The following is a 22,344-nucleotide window of genomic DNA, read 5'->3' on the forward strand; positions in this document are numbered from 1 at the left end:
GTACTATGAATTCAATTAAAAAAATATTAGGTTTCGTTTGGATATTATTAGCCTTGGCTACAGCATATTATTGTGTTGATATCTTTGGGCCAAAACTATCATCGGGTAAGCAAGACGATTTGGTTTTTGGAATTATCATCTTCTTTATCTTATTGCCTCTTATCGTTGCCGGATTAGTTACATTTGGGTATTACTCTATTATGGGTGATTATGACGATCAAAAAAATTAAATAAATTTTTTGCAAAAACTTGCAGTCTCTACATCTTCATGTGGAGATTGCTTGTTTTATACTTTGAACGGTCAAGTTACATTGCCTAGCCAACAAATAAACCTTTCAAAACCATTGCTTTAATTCCAAGTCCAAATGAAAAAAAGACACGAACAAAAATTGGTCATCCTCTCTATGTTGATATTAGCGGCATTGAATATTCCTTTGTTGTTATTGTTTGATAGCTCCAAAGCCTTATTTGGATTTCCCATTATCTACATATACATTTTTTCGGTGTGGTTATTTTCTATTGCTATTTCATTTTTAATTATCAAAAGGTATTATGAATAGCATTGGACTTTTACTGATACTAGCGCTCTATTTGTCAATTCTTTTTTTTATTGCCTATTGGTCTGAGAAAAGGAATCATTCTAAATGGACCAATAATCCTTATGTCTACTCCTTTTCATTGGCTGTTTATTGTACCGCATGGACCTACTATGGCAGCATTGGCGTAGCAGCCGAATCAGGCTTAGGTTATTTACCAATATATGTTGGTCCTATACTTGTGGTTCCAACTTGGATTATCATCCTAAAAAAAATTATCCGCATCTCCAGAGTCAATAAAATATCGAGCATTGCCGATTTTATCTCCTTGCGATATGGCAACAGCCGCTTTTTAGGCGCATTAGTAACTCTAATTTGTATCGTGGGTATTCTGCCTTACATCTCTTTACAGTTAAAATCTATTTCAGATACTTTTCACATAGTCACCCAAACCGCTGCAACTGAAAATATTTTTACGGATACCACCACTTATGTATGCCTTGCCTTAGCCTTATTTGCTTCGTATTATGGAACAAAATATGTAGATGCCTCTGAAAAAAGACGCGGTATGATTACTGCCGTTGCGATGGAATCAATTTTGAAACTCGTTTTTTTCTTAATCGTTGGTTTGTATGTAACTTATTTCGTGTTTGATGGCTTTGACGATATTTATACCAAAGCCGCTGTACTCAAAGACTTTGATAAAAAAAATACCATCGGAGGTATTACCAATGGTATCAATTGGTTTTTTCTGTGCACTTTATCCATGTTTGCTATCTTTTTATTACCGCGTCAATTTCACAGTGCTATTGTTGAAAACAACAAAGAAAGTCATGTTCGCACAGCAGTATGGCTCTTTCCTCTGTACTTGTTACTTTTTAACATTTTTGTATTCCCGATAGCTTGGGGAGGCAACATACTTTTTGAAGGACAAGGCCTGAACTCTGACACGTATTCATTGTTAATTCCGCAATTTTTTGATAACACCACTTTAACCGTTATGGTTTTTTTAGGAGGTTTCTCGGCTGCAATATCCATGATTATTGTTTCGTCAATTGCCTTAGCTACCATGTTAAGTAACAATTTGTTAATTCCGTACGGATTTATCGGCTCACTAGAAAATGCTTCACAGCAAAAAAACAACAAACGCATTGTCAACAGTCGAAAAATAGGCATCTTTATGCTGATCATTTTAGCGTATGCCATTTATCGCATCTTCATCCTAGATTATTCATTGGTTTCCATTGGTCTTGTTGCTTTCGTAGTGATTGCGCAGCTGGCACCATCCTTTTTTGGAGCTATTTTCTGGAAAAGAGGATCTAAAAACGGTGCTGTAACAGGAATTGTATTGGGTTTTCTGACTTGTTTTTATACCTTACTTATTCCTTACGCAATTGGCATTACAAAATCGACTAGTCTTTTTATTCAAGCAGGTCCGTGGGGAATCACGCTTTTAAAACCATTTCAACTTTTTGGATTGGATTATTTGGACCCAATTCCACATGCTTTTTTCTGGAGCTTACTCGTTAACATTTTGAGTTACGCCGCAGTATCTGTAAGTTTTAAAGGCAATTACCGAGAACGCAATTATGCCGAAATGTTTGTAGATATTGACAAATACATTACCAATCACGAAAATGCATTTGTTTGGAAAGGAACCGCATACATCACCGATATTCAAAAAGTGTTACAACGATTCCTTGGCGAAGACCGAACTAAACGTGCCTTAACCATTTTTAACTTAAAGTACAATATCGATAAAGATGTAACCACTGCCGATGCTCGTTTTATCAAATTCGCCGAAAATTTACTTACCGGACACATCGGAACAGCGTCTGCCAAAATACTTATCTCGAGTGTGGTTAAAGAAGATAAAATCAGCTTACCCGAAGTTTTACGCATCCTCGAAGAGTCAAAAGAGAACATCATTATCAATAAAAAACTAACTGACACATCCAATAAACTGAAAATCATTTCAGAACAATTAAAAACAGCTAATCAAGAACTGGTAAACAAAGACATACAAAAAGATGAGTTTTTAGACACTGTAACACACGAATTGCGCACGCCAATTACTGCCATTCGGGCTGCAAGCGAAATTTTGCATGACGATGACGAACTTCCAGAAGAATTACGCAAGCAATTTTTGCAAAATATCATTTCAGAGTCGGATAGATTGAACCGCTTAATCGACAAAATATTAGATTTAGAAAAGTTCGAAACCGGCAAACAAAAAATCTATTTATCAAAAAACAACCTATCAAAAACCATTTCAAAAACCATTAACTCCGTCAATCAGTTACTTAAAAATAAAAACATAAAATTAGATTTTGCCGAAGCAAGCACTGAGATAAAGGCTTTTTATGATGAAGAACGTATTGTACAGGTGGTTCATAATTTATTATCAAATGCCATTAAATTTTGTGCTACCACCAATGGTAAAATAACCATTTCGATAGAAGAAAAAGAGGAACATGTTGAAGTAAAAATGCACAACAATGGCAAATCGATCGCTGCTGAAGATGCCGATGCAATATTTGACAAATTTTATCAATCGCGAAATCAAAATATTAAAAAACCAATTGGTAGCGGATTAGGATTAGCTATTTGCAAACAAATTATAGAACACCATAAAGGAACTATTTGGGCCGAAAAGGAGCAGCAAGAAGGAGCGACTTTCGTTTTCACCTTACCCAATTACCACACCACCGAAAAAAATTAAAAGATGAAAAAGATTTTAATTGTAGACGACGAACCCAACATTGTTATGGCACTTGAATATACTTTCAAGAAGAATAATTTTGAAGTTTTTATTGCCCGAGATGGCCAAGAAGCATTGGATATTTTGAGCATTCAATTGCCAGATGTGATCATTTTAGATGTTATGATGCCCATGGTTGATGGTTTTGCCACACTGGAACAAATTAAAAAAGACGAGCGACTCCAGAATTGTAAAGTCATATTCCTGTCGGCAAAAAACAAAGATAAAGATATCGAGAAAGGTCTTGCTCTTGGAGCAAATCTATATGTAGTAAAGCCTTTCTCTGTTAAAAAACTAGTAGAACAAGTTCATGAATTAATAGATTAATTATGCCTTAAAAACCATGAAATACAACGAAATTTATAACCACAGCATAACCGAACCAGAAGCATTTTGGGCTGCACAAGCTGAAAAAATCGATTGGTTCAAAAAACCACAAACTATTTTATCCCAAGACAAAAATGGTTATCCGCAATGGTATCAAGATGGCGAATTAAATATTTGTTATCTCGCCTTAGACAAACATATTGCTGATGGATTTGGTGATCAAACAGCTTTCATCTATGACTCGCCAGTAACACAAACCATACAAAAATTTACTTATTCAGCAGTTCATTCGGAAGTTGCCCGCCTAGCAGGAGGATTGTTGTCTTTAGGATTAAAAAAAGGAGATACAGCCATTATTTACATGCCTATGATTCCGCAAACGGCCTTTGCCATGCTAGCTTGTGCTCGTATTGGCGTGATACATTCTGTTGTATTTGGCGGTTTTGCACCTCATGAATTGGCCATCAGAATAGACGATTGCAAACCTAGAGCCATCATTACAGCCTCGTCGGGAATTGAAATCGACCGATTAATTGCATACAAGCCGTTGGTTGACGAAGCCATTGAACTCGCCAACCAACGTCCTAAAAAAGTAATTGTTTTTAATCGAAAACTTGGAGCAAGAATTCCCTTTAAAAAGTACGATGTTGATTATGATGCCTTAGTGTATGGCTCTGACGAAACACCTTGCGTGGCCTTACCTTCTAACCATCCGTTATACATTTTGTATACTTCAGGAACAACTGGTAAACCCAAAGGAATTGTTCGCGACACAGGTGGCTATGCAGTGGCATTGACTTTTTCAATGAAACACATTTACAATGTGGAGCAAGATGAAACGTTTTGGGCAGCCTCTGATATGGGTTGGGCAGTAGGACACAGTTATATTTTGTACGGACCACTCTTGAACCGAAATACGACAATCATTTTTGAAGGAAAACCAATAAAAACTCCCGATGCCAGTACTTTTTGGCGCATTATTTCAGAGCATAAAGTAGGAACCATGTTTACTGCTCCAACTGCCATTAGAGCCATTAAAAAAGAAGATCCTGATGGGATTTTTATCAAACAATACGATTTAAGCTGTCTTAAAAATCAGTTTTTAGCAGGAGAACGTTGCGACCAAGCTACGATTGAATGGTACCAAAAACACATTTCAATTCCAGTAATTGATCATTGGTGGCAGACAGAATCTGGTTGGCCAATGATCGCAAATTCAATAGGTATTGCAGCACTTCCTGTAAAACCGGGCTCAGCAACCAAAGCAGTTTGTGGTTATGACATTAGAATTTTTGACGAAAACGGAAAAGAATTAAGTGCCAACGAAGAAGGCTTAGTTGTGATTAAATTGCCTTTGCCTCCCGGTAATTTATTAGGAATTTGGGAAAATGAGGCCCGATTTCAAGCCAGTTATTTTAGCAAGTTTGACGGATATTATTTGTCTGGCGACGGAGGTTACAAAGATGAAGATGGTTATCTATTTATTACAGGTCGCACCGATGACGTAATTAACGTGGCAGGACATCGCTTATCAACTGCCGAAATGGAAGAAGTTGTTGCCTCACATACCAATGTAGCCGAATGTGCTGTAATTGGCATTCATGACGACTTAAAAGGCCAAGTACCGCTAGCATTAATTGTAGCCAAATCAGGTAGTACAATCGAGCAATTTCAGTTAGAGTATGAAATTGTAAATCTGGTTCGTAAGCAAATTGGTGCTGTTGCTTCATTGCGAAGAGTAGTACTTGTAGATCGATTGCCCAAAACAAGATCTGGTAAAATTTTACGCAAAATGATGCGCAGTATTGCTGACGGTGCTGAGTTTAGTACTCCATCTACCATCGATGACGAAGCCATAATTGACGAAATAAAAAACGCATTGCAACAACATAAAATAGGAATATACAACACATAAAATACCTTACTAATCATGAGTTACTATCAAATAAACAACTTAGAAGAATACTTTAAGCACTACAAAAAATCTATTCGTGAACCCAAAAAATTCTGGGACAAAATAGCTGCCGAAAATTTTACTTGGTACCAGCAATGGGACAAAGTAGTCGACTTTAACATGGCTGAAGCCGAAATTAAATGGTTTACCGGTGCTAAAGTAAACATAACCAAAAACTGTATTGACAGGCATCTTGCAAAAAAAGGTGACAAAACAGCTATCATTTTTGAACCAAACGATCCTAATGAAGAAGCCTTGCATATTTCGTACAACGAATTGTACGAGCGCGTAAGCAAAATGGCCAACGTTCTTCGTGATCAAGGCATCGAAAAAGGAGATCGTGTGTGTATTTATTTGCCAATGATTCCGGAATTAGCCATTGCTACTTTAGCGTGTGCCCGTATCGGAGCAATTCACTCTGTTGTCTTTGCAGGTTTTTCGGCATCAGCAGTGGCAGCTCGAATTAATGATAGTGCTTGTAAAATGGTAATCACTTCAGATGGTGGTTACCGCGGTAATAAAACAATAGACTTAAAAGGCATTGTTGACGAGGCTTTGACAACTTGCCCAAGTGTTGAAAAAGTTTTGGTTGCTAAGAGAATTCACAGCGAAATTGATATGAAAGAAGGCCGTGACCAATGGCTACAACCTTTATTAGATCAAGCCATTGATAATAATGTGGCTGAAATTATGTATGCCGAAGATCCCTTATTTATTTTGTACACATCTGGCTCTACTGGAAAACCAAAAGGAATGGTACACACTACAGCCGGCTACATGGTCTACTCTGCGTATACGTTCAAAAATGTTTTTAACTACCAAGACAATGATATTTTTTGGTGCACCGCTGATATCGGATGGATCACAGGACATTCCTATATTTTGTACGGGCCATTGTTAAACGGAGCTACCACAGTCATATTCGAAGGCGTTCCCTCCTATCCTGATTTTAGTCGTTTTTGGCAAACGATAGAAAAACATAAAGTAACGCAGTTTTATACCGCTCCAACCGCGATCAGAGCTTTGGCTAAAGAGAGTATCGAATATGTTCAAAGATACCAATTGACCTCCTTAAAAGTAATAGGATCTGTTGGTGAGCCAATAAATGAAGAGGCTTGGCATTGGTACAACAACCACGTGGGTGATAAAAAATGCCCTGTTGTTGACACGTGGTGGCAAACTGAAACTGGTGGTATTATGATTTCGCCACTTGCCTTTGTGACTCCAACCAAACCAACGTACGCCTCTTTACCTTTACCGGGAATTCAACCTGTATTAATGGATCCAAAGCGAAATGAAATCGAAGGCAATCAAGTTACGGGTAGTTTGTGTATTAAATTTCCGTGGCCGGGAATTGCCCGCACCATTTGGGGTGATCATCAAAGGTATAAAGAAACTTATTTTTCAACCTTTCCTGGGAAATATTTTACTGGTGATGGTGCTTTGCGAGACGAGGTTGGGTATTACAGAATCACTGGCCGTGTTGATGATGTAGTCATTGTTTCAGGACATAATTTGGGAACCGCACCAATTGAAGATGCGATTAATGAACATCCAGCAGTAGCCGAATCAGCTATCGTTGGTTTCCCGCACGATATTAAAGGAAATGCTTTGTATGGTTTTGTGATTTTGAAAGAAACCGGAGAATATCGTGATAGAGATAACCTAAGCAAAGAGATTAACCAACACATATCCGATCATATTGGACCTATTGCCAAACTTGATAAAATTCAGTTTGTATCCGGGTTACCAAAAACCCGTTCTGGAAAAATCATGCGTCGAATTTTGCGCAAAATTGCCGAAGGAGATGATACCAATTTTGGTGACATTACCACTTTGCTAAATCCTGAAATCGTAGACGAAATTAGGCAAGGAAAACTATAACAGAAAACAAAAAAAGGCTGCTTTACAATTAAAGCAGCCTTTTTAAATTATAGCAAATAGGTTTAGTTTTTAAGTAACTTCAACACTTTTTCTGCATTATTTTCATTTGTAGCCTTTACAATATAAAGTCCTTGATTCAAATCGCTTACTGAAAAAGATTGTCCTACATTTCCAGTTCCTTTGAAGCTTTTAACTAATTGACCCGTAATTGAATATATCTCTACTTTTTCAATTGGTTCATTCAATGTAAAAAACGAAGCTACTGGATTAGGATACAAAACCAAAGTTTCTGCTTTTTCATAGTCAGCAATAGCTAAAGTAGCCGTTTTATTACCAAAAATTTTGAATTCGCCAGGTTGCAAAGTAATGGTTTGCGTGGTACTAATTACTGTAAGTGGCGTATTGTCCATTAAATTATACCAAGTACCCGTATACGGAAAACCAGAAGGTACATTTTGAGCAATAACATTAAAGTTTGCCACAATCAACACATCTTTTAATTGAGTTGACGCAAGATCGTTATTGGTGATTTTAATATTTGGGAATAATGAACTACTGTTGTTAATAGTCGCCGTTCCTAAAAACACAGGCTCCATGGTTTTCAAAGTAATCATTTTAGCCCAATCATCGTAAATTTTACTTCTGTTGGTATCACCTAACCAATTGCCTGTCCATTGTGGTTGTGGTTTAGTGTCTAGTTTACAATCTCCAGAAGTAGTATCTGACGGAGAGTTTACAGTACCATTGTTACAAGAAAAGATTGATTTTTCCCATCCTAATTCGCCAAACTGCCAAATCATTTTTGGTCCTGGAACCAAAAGAGAAACTGCTCCTAGTGCTGACATTCTTGACAAGGCTATATTTAAATTCTTTACATCATGGTTTGCATTACTTGAGTTACCCGATTGTAGATTATTGTACATCAAACGTTCCTCATCGTGACTCTCCGCATAACCCATCAAACGGTGTGCGTTAAAACCACGGCTAGAAGCATTCATTCTAAAGATGTTTCCAGAGTTACCTTTTGAAAGATTGTTGTAATCAAAAGTCATAATTCCCCACATCATTACTCCTTTGCTAGGAGTTTCGTTCAAACGATAATTAGCCCATTGTTGCTCTTCATCATTACCTCCTAAATGTTCGAAAATAACGTAATGTGTAGGATCTAGATTCCAAGAATAATCAGCATACTTACGCAATACATCTACGCGATCTTGTTGTCTGTTTCCAGTACAATTTTCTTGACCACCAGCCACATTAGCAGGACAATTTTGTGTGAAACCTTTAGTTAAATCCCAACGGAAACCATCAATTTTATATTCTTCGACCCATTGTTTAATAACGCGTTGCACATAATTTTGAGTTCTTGGCTGTTGGTGGTTAAAATCTTCGCCTACACTATAACTATGCATTGCTGTGGTATTAAAATATGGATTCTCTGTAGATGGAGAACCCCAGCCATCACCATCAGGATCATTCATCCACATGCGAAGCATTGGATTTCTACCAAAAGCGTGATTCAAAGCCACATCTAAAATTACAGCGATTCCGTTTTGATGGCACAGGTCGATAAATTCTTTCAACTTATCTGATGTACCATAAAACTTATCCAATGCCATATGGAAAGAAGTATTGTAGCCCCAGCTTTCGTTACCTTCATACTCCATTACGGGCATTAACTCGATTGCATTAATTTTTAAATTCTTAAAATAATCTATTTTATTAATCAAATCTTGATAACTGCGGTTGGCATCAAAATCACGAACTAACAATTCATAAACTACCAATTTTTCTTTGGCGGGTTTAACAAAATTGGTTGTTGCTGCGCTCCAAGCATACGGCGTCTTGCCAGTTTGCAATACTGTTACCTCACGATCCTGACCCGCAGGATAAACAGGCATATTTGGATATTTTGCAGCAGGAATACCACCATCATCAAAAGGAGACAAAACTAAAGTAGAATAAGGATCAGCCGTTTTTACTAAAGATGGGGTTCCTGAAATTGGCGTTTGATCAACTACCCAATATTGATAGGTATAATTCACACCAGATGTTAAACCTGTCAATTCTAACCAAAATTTAGTAGAACTGGGATCTTTTTTCATGGCATAGGCTGTGGTTGGTTGCCAATTATTAAAACTTCCTGCTACATACACAAAGTCTTTAAAAGGAGCATCTAAAACCAATGTCGCTTTAGTTGCATCACTTGAATTGTAATTAATACCATCTACTAAACCCGCTGGAATTGCTTCACTCACTGCATTAGGATTTACAATAGCACTGAATTTTTTAATTATAACAGTGCTTCCTTGCGTTACTTGAAGTTCGTAATTTTGATTACCAGTGATATTGGCATGACTAAAAGTATAATTAGCAGTGGCAGTATTCGTATGAAGTGTTGCTCCATTTGCTTTAAGCACATAACTTGCAGTACCTCCGCTATTGTTGGCTGCAATATTTAGGCTCCCACCAGAGGCAATGATAGTAGAACTATTTTCAAAGGGACTTGTTAAGTTTACTTGAAAAGCACCTACATCAACTAAGTTATCTTGCGATTTTTTGTCGCCAGTTCCGTCTTTGGCCTTAACCAAAAATCCAATTCTACCAATTGATGCTCTGTTATAAAAAACAGTTGGTGTAAAAGTTATTGCGTAGGTATCAGTAGCTGAATTGTAGTTAAATCGGTTAGCTTCATTAGAAGCTGTCCATGCACCATTGGTAGGACAGTCTTGCAAATTGGCTCTATTGATATCGAAAGACCAAGACCAAAGATACAAAGCGTTTCCTGTGACACCCCATGCAGCCTCATTTACTGAAGAACCATTGATTGTAATGGTTATAGATGTAGTCGCTTCAAAAGAAGCTGGAGTAATTAAATAAGGTATGTTTTGTTGTTGTGCTGAGACAGTAACTCCGAGGCACAAAAACAAAAAGAGTAGTATTTTTTTCATAGTTATAAATATTTGTGTAAGAAAGAAAAGGGCTATCAATTGACAGCCCTTTCTTAATAACAATTTATTTTTGATTTGGAATCATCAAGTAACTACCGTCTAAATCATTGAAGAAAATTTTATATTTAGACTTGGCAACTGGAATATCTCCTCCACTAGTACCATTGTTTGGGAAAGCTGAAAAAGCAGTATTACCACCCCAGTTTACATCCCAAGCATTGTTAGCTCTAAATTTAGCTTTTCCATCAACTAGTGCCAACACATCTAGAGTCCAAATATGAGGATCAAATGTAGATTTAGTCATTGGAGTTGAAGCGTCCCATCCTAATGGTGTACTGTTTCCAATAATCCCCACTGTTGGGAAAGTTGCAGCTGTAGCAGCGTTGTAAGCAACTAAAGTATATTTAAGAGTTTCAATATTAACAGAGAAAGTATAGTAACCATCAGCAGCGATATCAAAAGTTGATGGATCTGCATCAGCCTCAGTTGGTCTAGCTACAATTGAACCATTATCACCTCTACCATACATTGGAGCCCATTGTCCAGGAGTTGAAATCAATTTAAATGCACCAGCTTTAAAGAAACCTGTATATTGGTATACTTTTGCATTAGTTCCACTTCTAAAAAGAGGTTGATTTTTATTGTTGTTGTTCCATCCAGAAGTTGTAGCATCACCAACAAAATACCAGTCTGTAAATGCATAAGGAACCAATCCTGTGTAAGCATTTACAATAATTGTAAGTGGTTTTTCAGACATCATTTTTTGAATACCAGCAATACTAGATACCACTTTTACATCATAAGAACCCAATGTTTCAGGAATTCCTCCTAATTGGATTACTGCTTGATTTAAAGTTTTCACACTTACCTCTGCTTGAGTTGAACCTGATGTACCACCTATTTCAACAGCTTTAGTAAAATCGCCACCTTTAACGTCAATTAAAAGTTTGTACCCAATTTCAACTGCACCGTCATAGTTTGCTTTTGTCCAAACGAAACGCTCAGCAACGTTGTTTGCATTATTTTCAAGTAAAACGTATGATTTATCATTTTCTGGAGCAACCATTTCTGGAGTGTCAATACCCTCAATTACTGGTCTGTCCTCTACATCTTCTACGTTACAAGACAAAGCAAGTACCGCAAATAAAGCAATTACTGATTTAGTTATATTTTTCATTTTGTTTTAATTAGTTGATTATTAATATCCTTGGTTTTGTTTTAATTTAGGGTTAGATGCCAACGCGGTAGCAGGAATTGGAAATAAGTTTCTAAATGCTTGAGTTGGTGCACCACCTGCTACATTTCCTTTCCAAGGCCATACGTAAGTTCCTCCTGTAAATCTTCCGAAACGAATTAAATCGGTTCTTCTGTGACCTTCCCAGTGTAATTCTCTTGCTCTTTCATCTAAAATCAGGGTAGCACCAGTAGCATCAGCGTTTAAAGAAGCAACAGCTCCAGCATTAGCTCTCGTACGTAGAGCATTTACATATCCTCTTGCAGTTGCTAAATCACCTACTCTACCAACAACAGCACATTCTGCATACATTAAATAAGCATCAGCTAGACGAAACATTGGGAAATCAGAATCAGAAAAATCACCTGACTTATCAGAACCTGGAACACCATTTACATCAATATTTCTAAATTTCTGAATCGCATAACCCTCTGTGAAATTACCAATATCAGCAATCTCTTTTGTTTGACCGTCAGTATAAAATTGACCTCTTGCATCTGTAGTATTAGCATCAAACTTATTAACAAATGCTGAAGTAGTTCTGATACCAGCCCATCCACCATTGATCCCAAACTCTGATGCCTTCATCGTACCACCAACTGGTGCATGAGTTAGGAAAGTTGTTCCGCCGTAGGTTTGCGTTTTTAAACCATCAAAAGCAATTGTGAAGATGAATTCGTTTTGAGCTCCGTTCTTGTCATTATCAGCATAAAACAATTGGTTGTAATTGTTGTGCAATCTGTATCCTGAAGCGATAACTTTATTGATTAATGGCAAAGCTCCTGCATAATTATCTGTACCAACATACACTTTTGCATTCATGTACAATTTAGCTTGTAACATCCAAGCTGCTGCTTGGTCAACGCGATATGCCTCGTTTGATTTTGGAGCTTTTAATTCTGGTGTAATTGCTGTTAACTCTTCGTCAACAAATTTATACAATTCAGCTCTCGTAGCATATTCTGGATAAAAGAAAGAAGTTGGAGAATTCTCTGTTACTAATGACCCTCCACCAAACATATCAATTAGATGCCAGTAAGTGATTGCTCTTAAAAAACGGGCCTCAGCTCTGTAAGTTTTAATCTCAGCTAATAAAGCAGGATCAGTAACACCTCTAGCAGCAAGTTTTTCATTAGTTGTTTGTCTTAAAAACTCATTGCAGTTCACTACTTGAAAAGAGAATCGCGCGAAAGTAGCAGTAATAAAACGGTCTAATGAAGTCCAAGTTTGCGAATGTAAGTCTTTAATTGTACCATCATTCCAAGCGATAACTGCTTCATCAGTAGTCAACTCTTGCATTAACCAAAAGCCTCTAATATATTGGCTTTCTCCCTCGTCAATTCCAGAAATATCTGGAGATCCCGCAGCAGTTTGACCAGATGTAGCAAATCCGGCATACAATTTTGCTAAAAATTGCTTGTAGGATTGTGGCGTATTAAAAAACTCATTACCAGGAATGGCTGTATTACCTTCCGGAGACTGTTCAAGATCATTGGTACATGATGGGAATAACATCACCATCAGTAACAAAGAAACACCCAATAATTTGATTTGTATCTTTTTCATTGTTCTTATTTTTTGTATTAGAAATTAACGTTTAAACCTAACGTAAAAGTAATTGGTCTTGGATAAAGATTACTATCAATTCCTCCGCCAATCTCTGGATCTAAACCTTCGTATTTAGTAAGTACTAAAACATTCTGAGCGGATAAAGTCATTTTCACCAATGAGGTTGATCTTTTGTTTTGATTAAAAGTGTAACCAACGCTCACGTTATCCAAACGAATGAAAGATGCATCTTGAATGTAGTAATCTGATTCGAAACGTTTGGTATCATTTGATCTGAAATCAGTTTCTAACAAGTTTTCAACTCCGTTCGCTAAATCTGTATTACGAATCAAAATATTACTTGAAACTCCCTTGCTTGAGTCTACGTTGTTGTAATTGTAGTTACCCCAAGATCCTCTCCAAGTCATACCAAAATCAATGTTTTTGTAGGTCACGCTAGTATTGAAACCATAAAACACATCAGCTGCTGGTTTTTGAAAACGGTATTTATCTTGCTCGTTTACAATTCCATCTTCATTGCGATCAATAAAAACACCGTCTAAAGGTTTACCATCAGCACCATAAGCTTGCTCGTAAACGAAGAAAGAACTTGGCGCAAAGCCCACTTGGTGGTTTTGAATAGTATTTCCTGTAGCTCCTTCATATCCACCCGTATTGATACCTGGAGTGTTTGGCAATGTAGTGCTTAATTTAGTGATTTTTGAATTTTGGAAGGTTATGTTTCCTCCAACTCTCCACTCCCAATTGTCATTACGTACCGGAATAACTTCTGTCATAACCTCTAACCCTTTGTTGTCTATAGATCCAACATTGTAGTTGTCGAAATTAGAAAACCCGAAGAAAGATGGGTTTTGAGTATACAAAAGTAAATCATTTGTTGTTCTTTGATATGCATCTACGCTACCCGTGATTCTATTATTGAATAAACCAAAATCAATACCTGCATTTAATGTAGTCGTCTCCTCCCACTTAAGGTTGCTGTTATAAGGCTGAGGTCTATAGGTAGTATAAAAATCGCTACCAAATTGGTACTGAGCAGCAGTATTCGATGCCAAGTATAATGGAATAGATGGATAAACACCACCAATTTCTTGTTGACCAGTAATACCCCAACCTCCACGAAGTTTTAATGTTGAAATTGTCTCTACATTTTTCAAGAAGTTTTCATCATTTAATTTCCATGCTACTGCTACAGCAGGGAAATTTGCAGTACGGAAATTTTCTCTAAATCTTGAAGAACGATCGCTTCTAATTGATAAAGTAAGAAGGTATTTATCTGCTATAGATATGTTCGTTCTAGCAAATAAAGACTGCAAATTAAGTGTTGAAGGAAAATTTGGCGGATTTGTAGTGTTGTTACTTTGAAAATTAAAGTTTGTTGAAAAATAATTCTCTCTAAATTCTTGGTAATTATAACCACCCGTAACATCTACTTGCGTATTGATTGATTCGAATTTTTTATTGTAGTTCAAGTACAAATCCATTACTTTATTAAAACGAGACTGAGTTCTCAAATAAGTATTGTTATACCCTGATCCTGCTAGTCCGTTTAAATAATTAGCATCAGTATTCCCAAATGATCTTCCTGATAATTGATCGTATCCAAAGTTCGCCACCGCTTTCAATTCAGGTAAAAAATGCAATTTATATTCTGCTTGGATGTTACCAATGCTTCTGTATGATCTTCCAAAGTTATTTTGCTGCTCAATTAATGAAAGTGGATTTCTACCAGCTAATTGGTTAATTGTAGTTGGATTTGTATACCACTGAAAAAAGCTTCCGTCAGCATTTCTAACTGATTGAGTTGGGTCAAAGCGAATAGCCGCACCAATTGCACCACGGTTACTGTAGTCACTCTCTGTAGCAGAAGTGTTGTTGTTTAGCTCTACCTTTAAATGATTATCAAAAAAGTTACCAGTTATTCCCGCAGACAAAGTAGTACGTTGTAAATTATCTCTCTTTAAAATACCATTTAAGTTAGCATATCCTAATGAAGCTCTATATACGATATTATCTGTTCCACCACTTACAGCCACGTTATGATCAGTACCAACTGCCGTTCTGTAAATTTCTTTTTGCCAATCAGTATCGGCTGTACCCATCAAAGCGATTTGAGCTGCAGATCCGTTTGCATTTACATAATCTCTAAATTGAGTTGCTGACAAAGCATCAACTTGATTTGTTACTTCAGACACTTGTAAATTAGCACTGTAGTTTACTTGCAAATCACCTGCTTTTCCTTTTTTAGTGGTAATAATAATTACACCATTAGAAGCACGTGAACCATAAATAGCGGTTGCAGAAGCATCTTTTAAAACCGTAACCGACTCAATATTATTTTGGTTGATTGTTGCTAATGGATTTCTACCTCCTTCAACACCACTGTTTGAAACGGGAACTCCATCTATAACAAATAATGGATCATTGCTCGCAGATAACGAAGACCCACTTCGGATACGAATACTTGCTCCTTCACCTGGTGAACCTCCACCGTTAATGATTTGCAAACCAGCTACTTTACCTTGAATCATTTGATCTGCAGAGGTTACTGGCCCTTTGTTAAAATCTTTGCTCGAAATTACCGTTACAGCACCTGTTGCATCTTTTTTCTTAACAGTACCGTAACCTACTTGAATAACTACTTCTTTTAACTGATTAGCATCCTCTTGTAAAGTTACATTAACCACTTTTTGAGCAACATAATCAATTACTGTGTTGGCATATCCAATGTATGAAAAGACAAGTTTATCGCCTTTTTTTACATTCCCAATTTGATATTTACCATCAAAATCGGTCGAAACACCATTAGCAGCACCCTGCACATTTACGTTTACTCCTGGAATAGGCTGTCCGGAAACTTTGTCCAAAACAGTCCCACTTACAGTACTCTGTGCAAGAACACTAAAAGGGAGTAGCAGTACTAAAATTAACAACTTTTTATAAATTGTTTTCATACTTTTTGTTTAATTTAATTTAATTTTTTGGTTGAGTTTTCACCCTTAACTATTACTTCGAATGTTAAATCTATGTAAAATTTATGATTCACAATACCCCTCCAATTTAATACAGTTACGAAAACGTAATAGTGTTGAAAACTTTCTGATTTATTGAAATTTTCAGTGCTTTATTTACCATTTGTAAAATTAAATTTTACCTTTATTACGAATTAAATTATCACACAACTCAAAGCATGAAAAGGAAGATAACGCTTAAACAAATCGCAAAGGAATTAGACGTATCTATCTCGACCGTTTCTAAGTCATTAAGAAACAGTCTCGAAATAGGCGAAGAAACCAGACTTAAAGTGCAAGCTTTCGCTAAATTTTACAATTACAAACCAAACAATATTGCCCTAAGCCTAAAGAACAGGAAAACCAAGGCAATTGGAATTATTATTCCTGAAATCGTACACTATTTTTTCTCTACCGTAATTAATGGTATCGAACAAGTTGCCAATGAGTACGGCTATAGTGTTATCATTTGCCTTTCGGACGATTCGTTTGACAAAGAAGTCCTTAATATGGAAATGCTTGCCAATGGTAGCATTGACGGTTTTATCATGTCATTATCAAAAGAAACACAATTTAGAGGCGATTTTCATCATATTACCGAAGTAATCAATCAAGGCATGCCAGTTGTCATGTTTGACCGTGTGACTAACGACATTTTGTGTGACAAAGTAATTATTGACGATCAATCAGCAGCCTATGAAGCCGTTCAAAGTTTAATAGACAAAGGCCGAAAAAAAATCGCTCTTGTTACCACCGTAGACTATGTTAGTGTCGGCAAGCTCCGTACCGATGGCTACACAAAAGCATTGCTCGACAACGACATCCCTTTTGATGAAAATCTAATTATCAAAATTGAAGATGTAGATACCTGCGAAATCACGATTGGTAAGCTTCTAGAAGACAAAGCTATTGATGCCGTTTTTGCCGTTAATGAATTATTCGCAGTTACTATCATCAAAACAGCAAGTAAAATTGGTCTGACTGTACCTCGAGATTTAGCAGTGATTGCCTTTACTGATGGAATCATTTCTAAATACTCTACTCCTACTATAACAACTGTAAGTCAGAGTGGTATAAAAATGGGAAACAAAGCTGCAAAAATCTTAATTGACCGCCTTGAAGCCGATGAAGATGAAGAAGACGAAAATTATAAAACCGAAGTAATTGAGACTCATTTGATAGAAAGAGAATCAACTAATTAGCTTTTAAATGTTAAATTTTACGCAACTACAACCTTGTAGTTAAAAAAGTTCACTGGTATTCGAATCTGAAAAATAAAAGTTTGAAATATCTTTCTATATTTACCCCTCAAAACTTTAACTTTTACTTCGAAAATTAAGATAAGTTTTGATAAGCATAGCGCTTATCGTATTAATTTTTAAATTACGATAATGGAAAAGCGTAGATTAAGTTTCTGGCAAATTTGGAACATGAGTTTCGGATTTCTGGGAATTCAAATGGGTTTTGCTCTGCAAAATTCAAATGTTAGCAGGATATTTCAAACTCTCGGAGCTAACATTGATGACATTCCTATTTTATGGGTTGCCGCGCCAATGACTGGATTAATAATTCAGCCAATTATCGGATATTTCTCTGATAAAACTTGGACTAAATTGGGAAGAAGAAAACCTTATTTTCTTGCTGGTGCCATTTTAGCCTCGGGCGCTTTATTCATAATGCCAAATTCTCCTCTATTGTGGTTTGCTGCTGGTATGTTATGGATTATGGATGCTTCCATAAATGTTTCAATGGAACCTTTTCGTGCATTTGTAGGTGACAATCTACCTGATTCACAAAGAACCACTGGTTTTGCCATGCAAAGCTTTTTTATTGGAATCGGAGCTTACTTTGCCTCTAAACTTCCGTTAATTTTTACGCATTTTGGAGTAAGCAATACCGCTCCACTAGGTATTATTCCTGATTCTGTTAAATATTCATTTTATTTTGGCGGAATAGCTTTCCTGCTAACCGTTTTATGGACAGTTTTAACTTCTAAAGAATATTCACCAGCAGAATTAGAAGCTTTTGAAAACCATAACAAAGAAACTTATCAAAAAGAAACACATTCGAAAGAATGGTTTTTAGCAAATGGTAAATCTCATCTAAGTAAAGGATTATTATTCTTAGTTGTTAGCGCTTTATTCTCATTTGCAATTTATAATTATGACCTGAAAAAAGATTTATACGTTCTTTCTATCGGATTAATTGGTCTTGGTGGAATAGCAATGCTAATTTCTGGTTTAATGCAAAAAGCAAATAATGCAGAAAATGGTTTTGTAACAATAATGAATGATTTTCAGTTCATGCCCAAAATAATGAAACAATTGGCGTGGGTACAATTCTTTTCTTGGTTTGCACTTTTTTCAATGTGGATTTACACTACACTTGCAGTTACACAACACATTTACAAAACAACAGACACAACTTCTGAGGCGTACAATATTGGCGCAAATCAAGTGGGTGAAATGTTTGCCAATTACAATTTAATTGCAGCGATAGCAGCATTTCTTTTGCCCGTATTGGCAAAATATACTAGCAGAAAATTTACTCATTTCGTAGCGTTAGTTTGTGGAGGATTAGGTTTAATTTCTGTTTATTTTATTTCTGAACCAACGGTTTTCACAATGGAATGGCTTCCGATGATTGGAGTTGGAATTGCATGGGCTAGTATTTTATCAATCCCATATGCAATGCTTTCAGGTTCATTACCATCTAGCAAAATGGGGTATTACATGGGAGTTTTTAACTTTTTTATCGTAATTCCTCAGTTAGTAGCAGCTTCTATCTTAGGGTTTTTAGTTTCCCAATTTTTTAACAGTGAACCAATTTATGCTTTACTTATTGGTGGAGCATCTATGATTCTTGCCGGACTAATAGCTTTAACCATTAATGACAAATCGAAAATTAATTTAAATGAATAACATTAAAGCATTTATATTCGACCTTGACGGCGTAATAGTAGATACGGCTAAATACCATTATTTGGCTTGGAAAAAAATTGCCAATTCACTTGACATCGATTTTACACACGAGCACAATGAATTATTAAAAGGAGTAAGCCGCGTGCGCTCTTTGGATATTATTTTAGATTTAGGAAAAGTAGATGCTTCGCAAGAACAAAAAGACCAATGGCTTTTTCAAAAAAACGAAGACTACCTCACCTATTTAGTTGACATGGATTCCAGCGAAATTTTACCGGGAGTAGTTCCTGTTTTAAAATTTTTAAAAGAAAAAGGTCAAAAAATTGCCTTAGGATCTGCAAGTAAAAATGCAAGACCCATTTTAGAAAAAACCGGAATTGCCTCTTTTTTTGATGCCATCGTTGACGGAAATGATGTAAGCAATGCCAAGCCTGATCCTGAAGTGTTTTTAACCGCAGCACGACTCGTAAATGCAGCGCCTGAAAACGCTATTGTTTTTGAAGACTCCGTAGCAGGAATTCAAGCCGCAAACATTGCCAACATGATTAGCGTTGGAATTGGTGATGCTGCAACCTTGCACGAGGCAAAATACATTTTTACCGATTTTACAGCAATGGATGAAAATTTCCTTGCCCAATTAATAGAATAAATAGAAAAAATATTTTTAAAGTTTTCGAGACTACTTGAAACCTTTGCCAAAGCGAAACCAAATTCTAGGTAACGCAGCGGAACAAAACTTTAAACAGAAATTATAATGAATCAAGATTATATAAAAGCAGACAATTGGTCTATCATTGAAGAAGGATTTGATGTAGAGCGCGTAAAGTCATCCGAAAGCTTATTCAGTATCGGTAATGGCGCGATGGGACAAAGAGCTAACTTTGAAGAGCAGTATTCAGGCCACAGTTTTCAAGGAAGCTATATTGCCGGAGTTTATTATCCTGATAAAACAAAAGTGGGTTGGTGGAAAAACGGCTACCCTGAATATTTTGCAAAAGTACTAAACGCTCCCAACTGGATTGGTATTGATATTGAAATCAATGACGAAAAACTGGACTTGAACACCTGTACATCTGTAAGCAACTTTCGTCGTGAATTAAACATGAAAGAAGGTTGGTACCACCGCTCTTTTGAAGCTACATTAAAAAATGGAACTCAAATTGCAGTTGAAGTTCGTCGTTTTTTATCGTTAACATTAGACGAAATTGGAGTTATTAATTACCAAATTACTCCCTTAAATAAAGATGCTAAAATCATTTACAAACCTTATGTAGATGCTGGCGTAACTAATGAAGACGCCAACTGGGAAGAGAAATTCTGGGAAGTTTTAGATGTGAAAAAAAGTGCTAATGATGCCTTTGTAACGGCTCAAACCTTTAAAACGCACTTTAAGGCTACCACCTTCATGCACAACACCATTTTAACCAATGGTGAAAAAACAGCTATTTCACCTTCGCACATTGATGCTACTGCCGAAAAAATTCAGTTCAGCTACGATGTAATTGTTGGTCAAGGTCAAAAATCATCTATTCAAAAAATTGGTGGTTACACGGTTTCTTTAAACCATGAAAACACTATTACTGCTGCCGAAAAAGCTATTCAAGCTGCCTTAGCATTGGGCTACGAGCAGTTATTACAAGACCAAATTACTGCTTGGGCAAAAATTTGGGAAATGTCAGATATTACAATTGATGGCGATGTAAAGGCACAACAAGGAATTCGTTTCAATATTTTTCAGCTAAACCAAACGTATTTAGGTAAAGATTCTCGTTTGAATATTGGACCAAAAGGTTTCACTGGCGAAAAATACGGCGGATCAACCTATTGGGATACTGAGGCGTATTGCATTCCGTTTTACATGGCGACTAAAGATCAAGAAGTAGCGCGCAACTTATTAACGTACCGCTACAATCAGCTGGATAAAGCCATTGAAAACGCCGCTAAACTAGGATTTACAAACGGTGCTGCTTTGTACCCGATGGTAACTATGAACGGTGAAGAATGCCACAACGAATGGGAAATTACCTTTGAAGAAATTCATAGAAATGGAGCCATCGCTTTTGCTATTTATAATTTTTACCGCTACACAGGCGATTACAGTTACATTCCTGAAAAAGGATTGGAAGTCTTGATCGGAATTGCACGTTTCTGGCACCAAAGAGCTAATTTCTCTACCAAATTAAACCAATACGTAATTCTTGGCGTTACCGGTCCTAATGAATATGAGAACAACGTAAACAATAATTTCTACACCAACTACATAGCTAAATGGTGTTTGGATTATACCTACGAACAAATTCAAAAAGTATCACTTGAATATCCTGCAGACCACAAACGTGTCACTGAAAAAGTGAATATTACTGATACCGAATTACAAGCTTGGAAAAAAGTGGCTGACAATATGTACTTCCCATTTTCAGAAGAGTACAATGTTTACTTGCAGCAAGATGGTTTCTTAGATAAAGAATTGGTTCGCGTAGCTGATTTAGATAAAAGTCAAAGACCGATCAATCAAAAATGGTCTTGGGATCGTATCTTGCGTTCGCCTTACATCAAACAAGCCGATGTTTTACAATGTTTTTATTTCTTCGAAGACCATTTTACAACTGAGCAATTAAAGAACAATTTCGAATTTTACGAATCGTTTACTGTTCATGAAAGTTCACTTTCTCCATGCGTACACTCTATTCAAGCAGCAGTTTTGGATAAAATGGACATGGCCTACACTTTCTATTTAAGAACATCTCGTTTGGATCTTGATGATTACAACAAAGAAGTTGAGGAAGGTTGTCATATCACCTCAATGGCCGGAACTTGGATGAGCATTGTGGAAGGTTTTGGAGGAATGCGCGTGAAAGAAAATGTGCTTCATTTTTCTCCAAAAATTCCAAAAGAATGGACGGCTTACTCTTTTAAAATAAATTTCAGAAATCAAATTTTAACGGTAAACATCAACCACGATCAAACCACTTTCTCAGTTGATGGCGACAAAACTTTGGAGATTATGGTAAATGGTAATCCTGTTACTGTACAAAATTCAAACTTGGCCACTGCGTAGTAGAATAATTCTATTTCACAGCAGCAAAAGTCAAAATGCTATACTTACAATCCCAATTTTTATTGGGATTGTTTACTTAAAACAGTTTTGAAAAGTGAATAAATTTCAAAACTAACGCTTACTAACTACTCGTTTCAT

Annotated in this window: 13 protein-coding genes; 9 read left to right on the plus strand and 4 right to left on the minus strand. The window is 36.5% G+C overall.

Annotation, left to right across the window (positions count from 1 at the left end; genetic code table 11):
* Positions 1 to 5 precede the first annotated feature (5 nt).
* The 5 genes from L1S34_RS10645 (at position 6) to acs (ending at position 7,462) form a co-directional block, all read left to right on the plus strand.
* Positions 6 to 230 (plus strand): DUF6814 family protein, encoded by a 225-nt coding sequence (locus L1S34_RS10645; protein ID WP_236364006.1) that lies wholly within the window; start codon positions 6 to 8, stop codon positions 228 to 230.
* 322 nt (positions 231 to 552) lie between these two features.
* Positions 553 to 3,258, plus strand: a complete 2,706-nt coding sequence (locus tag L1S34_RS10655; protein WP_236364007.1) for a sensor histidine kinase — start codon at positions 553 to 555, stop codon at positions 3,256 to 3,258.
* 3 nt (positions 3,259 to 3,261) lie between these two features.
* A complete protein-coding gene (locus L1S34_RS10660; RefSeq protein WP_166135900.1) occupies positions 3,262 to 3,624 on the plus strand; it encodes a response regulator transcription factor in 363 nt (120 codons plus the stop codon).
* Positions 3,625 to 3,640: 16 nt separating this feature from the next.
* Positions 3,641 to 5,539, plus strand: a complete 1,899-nt coding sequence (locus tag L1S34_RS10665) for an acetate--CoA ligase (protein ID WP_236364008.1) — start codon at positions 3,641 to 3,643, stop codon at positions 5,537 to 5,539.
* Between the two features lie 15 nt (positions 5,540 to 5,554).
* On the plus strand, positions 5,555 to 7,462 hold the full coding sequence (gene acs / locus L1S34_RS10670) for an acetate--CoA ligase (RefSeq protein WP_236364009.1): 1,908 nt from the start codon (positions 5,555 to 5,557) through the stop codon (positions 7,460 to 7,462).
* A gap of 62 nt (positions 7,463 to 7,524) precedes the next feature.
* On the opposite strand, the gene L1S34_RS10675 is transcribed toward acs, so the two are convergent.
* The 4 genes from L1S34_RS10675 to L1S34_RS10690 all read right to left on the minus strand — a co-directional run bounded on the left by L1S34_RS10675 (position 7,525) and on the right by L1S34_RS10690 (position 16,170).
* Positions 7,525 to 10,413 (minus strand): alpha-amylase family glycosyl hydrolase, encoded by a 2,889-nt coding sequence (locus L1S34_RS10675; RefSeq protein ID WP_236364010.1) that lies wholly within the window; start codon positions 10,411 to 10,413, stop codon positions 7,525 to 7,527.
* A gap of 64 nt (positions 10,414 to 10,477) precedes the next feature.
* A complete protein-coding gene (locus L1S34_RS10680) occupies positions 10,478 to 11,590 on the minus strand; it encodes a SusE domain-containing protein (protein WP_236364011.1) in 1,113 nt (370 codons plus the stop codon).
* A gap of 21 nt (positions 11,591 to 11,611) precedes the next feature.
* Entirely contained in the window at positions 11,612 to 13,213 is a 1,602-nt protein-coding gene (locus L1S34_RS10685; protein ID WP_236364012.1) for a RagB/SusD family nutrient uptake outer membrane protein, read from the minus strand.
* Between the two features lie 17 nt (positions 13,214 to 13,230).
* The gene (locus L1S34_RS10690; protein ID WP_236364013.1) at positions 13,231 to 16,170 is read right to left on the minus strand and encodes a SusC/RagA family TonB-linked outer membrane protein; all 2,940 of its coding nucleotides are present in this window, start codon (positions 16,168 to 16,170) and stop codon (positions 13,231 to 13,233) included.
* Between the two features lie 236 nt (positions 16,171 to 16,406).
* Here L1S34_RS10690 and L1S34_RS10695 point away from each other — a divergent pair, with 236 nt between their 5' ends.
* The 4 genes from L1S34_RS10695 to L1S34_RS10710 all read left to right on the plus strand — a co-directional run bounded on the left by L1S34_RS10695 (position 16,407) and on the right by L1S34_RS10710 (position 22,206).
* The gene (locus L1S34_RS10695) at positions 16,407 to 17,429 is read left to right on the plus strand and encodes a LacI family DNA-binding transcriptional regulator (protein WP_236364014.1); all 1,023 of its coding nucleotides are present in this window, start codon (positions 16,407 to 16,409) and stop codon (positions 17,427 to 17,429) included.
* 189 nt (positions 17,430 to 17,618) lie between these two features.
* Positions 17,619 to 19,148: an MFS transporter gene (locus L1S34_RS10700; protein WP_236364015.1), complete on the plus strand. Its 1,530-nt coding sequence runs from the start codon at positions 17,619 to 17,621 to the stop codon at positions 19,146 to 19,148.
* Positions 19,141 to 19,797, plus strand: a complete 657-nt coding sequence (pgmB, locus tag L1S34_RS10705; protein WP_236364016.1) for a beta-phosphoglucomutase — start codon at positions 19,141 to 19,143, stop codon at positions 19,795 to 19,797. The genes L1S34_RS10700 and pgmB overlap by 8 nt, the downstream gene beginning before the upstream one ends.
* Positions 19,798 to 19,902: 105 nt before the next feature.
* Positions 19,903 to 22,206, plus strand: a complete 2,304-nt coding sequence (locus L1S34_RS10710; protein ID WP_236364017.1) for a glycoside hydrolase family 65 protein — start codon at positions 19,903 to 19,905, stop codon at positions 22,204 to 22,206.
* Positions 22,207 to 22,344: the final 138 nt, after the last annotated feature.

It is taken from the genome of Flavobacterium sp. K77, from assembly GCF_021608205.1.
Taxonomy (GTDB): Bacteria; Bacteroidota; Bacteroidia; order Flavobacteriales; family Flavobacteriaceae; genus Flavobacterium; species Flavobacterium turcicum.

What these genes read in the sequence shown, in the direction of transcription:
- L1S34_RS10645 (WP_236364006.1), top strand. Translation starts at nt 6, where the DNA reads ATGAATTCAATTAAAAAAATATTAGGTTTCGTTTGGATATTATTAGCC.
- L1S34_RS10655 (WP_236364007.1), top strand. Translation starts at nt 553, where the DNA reads ATGAATAGCATTGGACTTTTACTGATACTAGCGCTCTATTTGTCAATT.
- L1S34_RS10660 (WP_166135900.1), top strand. Translation starts at nt 3,262, where the DNA reads ATGAAAAAGATTTTAATTGTAGACGACGAACCCAACATTGTTATGGCA.
- L1S34_RS10665 (WP_236364008.1), top strand. Translation starts at nt 3,641, where the DNA reads ATGAAATACAACGAAATTTATAACCACAGCATAACCGAACCAGAAGCA.
- acs (WP_236364009.1), top strand. Translation starts at nt 5,555, where the DNA reads ATGAGTTACTATCAAATAAACAACTTAGAAGAATACTTTAAGCACTAC.
- L1S34_RS10675 (WP_236364010.1), bottom strand. Translation starts at nt 10,413, where the DNA reads ATGAAAAAAATACTACTCTTTTTGTTTTTGTGCCTCGGAGTTACTGTC.
- L1S34_RS10680 (WP_236364011.1), bottom strand. Translation starts at nt 11,590, where the DNA reads ATGAAAAATATAACTAAATCAGTAATTGCTTTATTTGCGGTACTTGCT.
- L1S34_RS10685 (WP_236364012.1), bottom strand. Translation starts at nt 13,213, where the DNA reads ATGAAAAAGATACAAATCAAATTATTGGGTGTTTCTTTGTTACTGATG.
- L1S34_RS10690 (WP_236364013.1), bottom strand. Translation starts at nt 16,170, where the DNA reads ATGAAAACAATTTATAAAAAGTTGTTAATTTTAGTACTGCTACTCCCT.
- L1S34_RS10695 (WP_236364014.1), top strand. Translation starts at nt 16,407, where the DNA reads ATGAAAAGGAAGATAACGCTTAAACAAATCGCAAAGGAATTAGACGTA.
- L1S34_RS10700 (WP_236364015.1), top strand. Translation starts at nt 17,619, where the DNA reads ATGGAAAAGCGTAGATTAAGTTTCTGGCAAATTTGGAACATGAGTTTC.
- pgmB (WP_236364016.1), top strand. Translation starts at nt 19,141, where the DNA reads ATGAATAACATTAAAGCATTTATATTCGACCTTGACGGCGTAATAGTA.
- L1S34_RS10710 (WP_236364017.1), top strand. Translation starts at nt 19,903, where the DNA reads ATGAATCAAGATTATATAAAAGCAGACAATTGGTCTATCATTGAAGAA.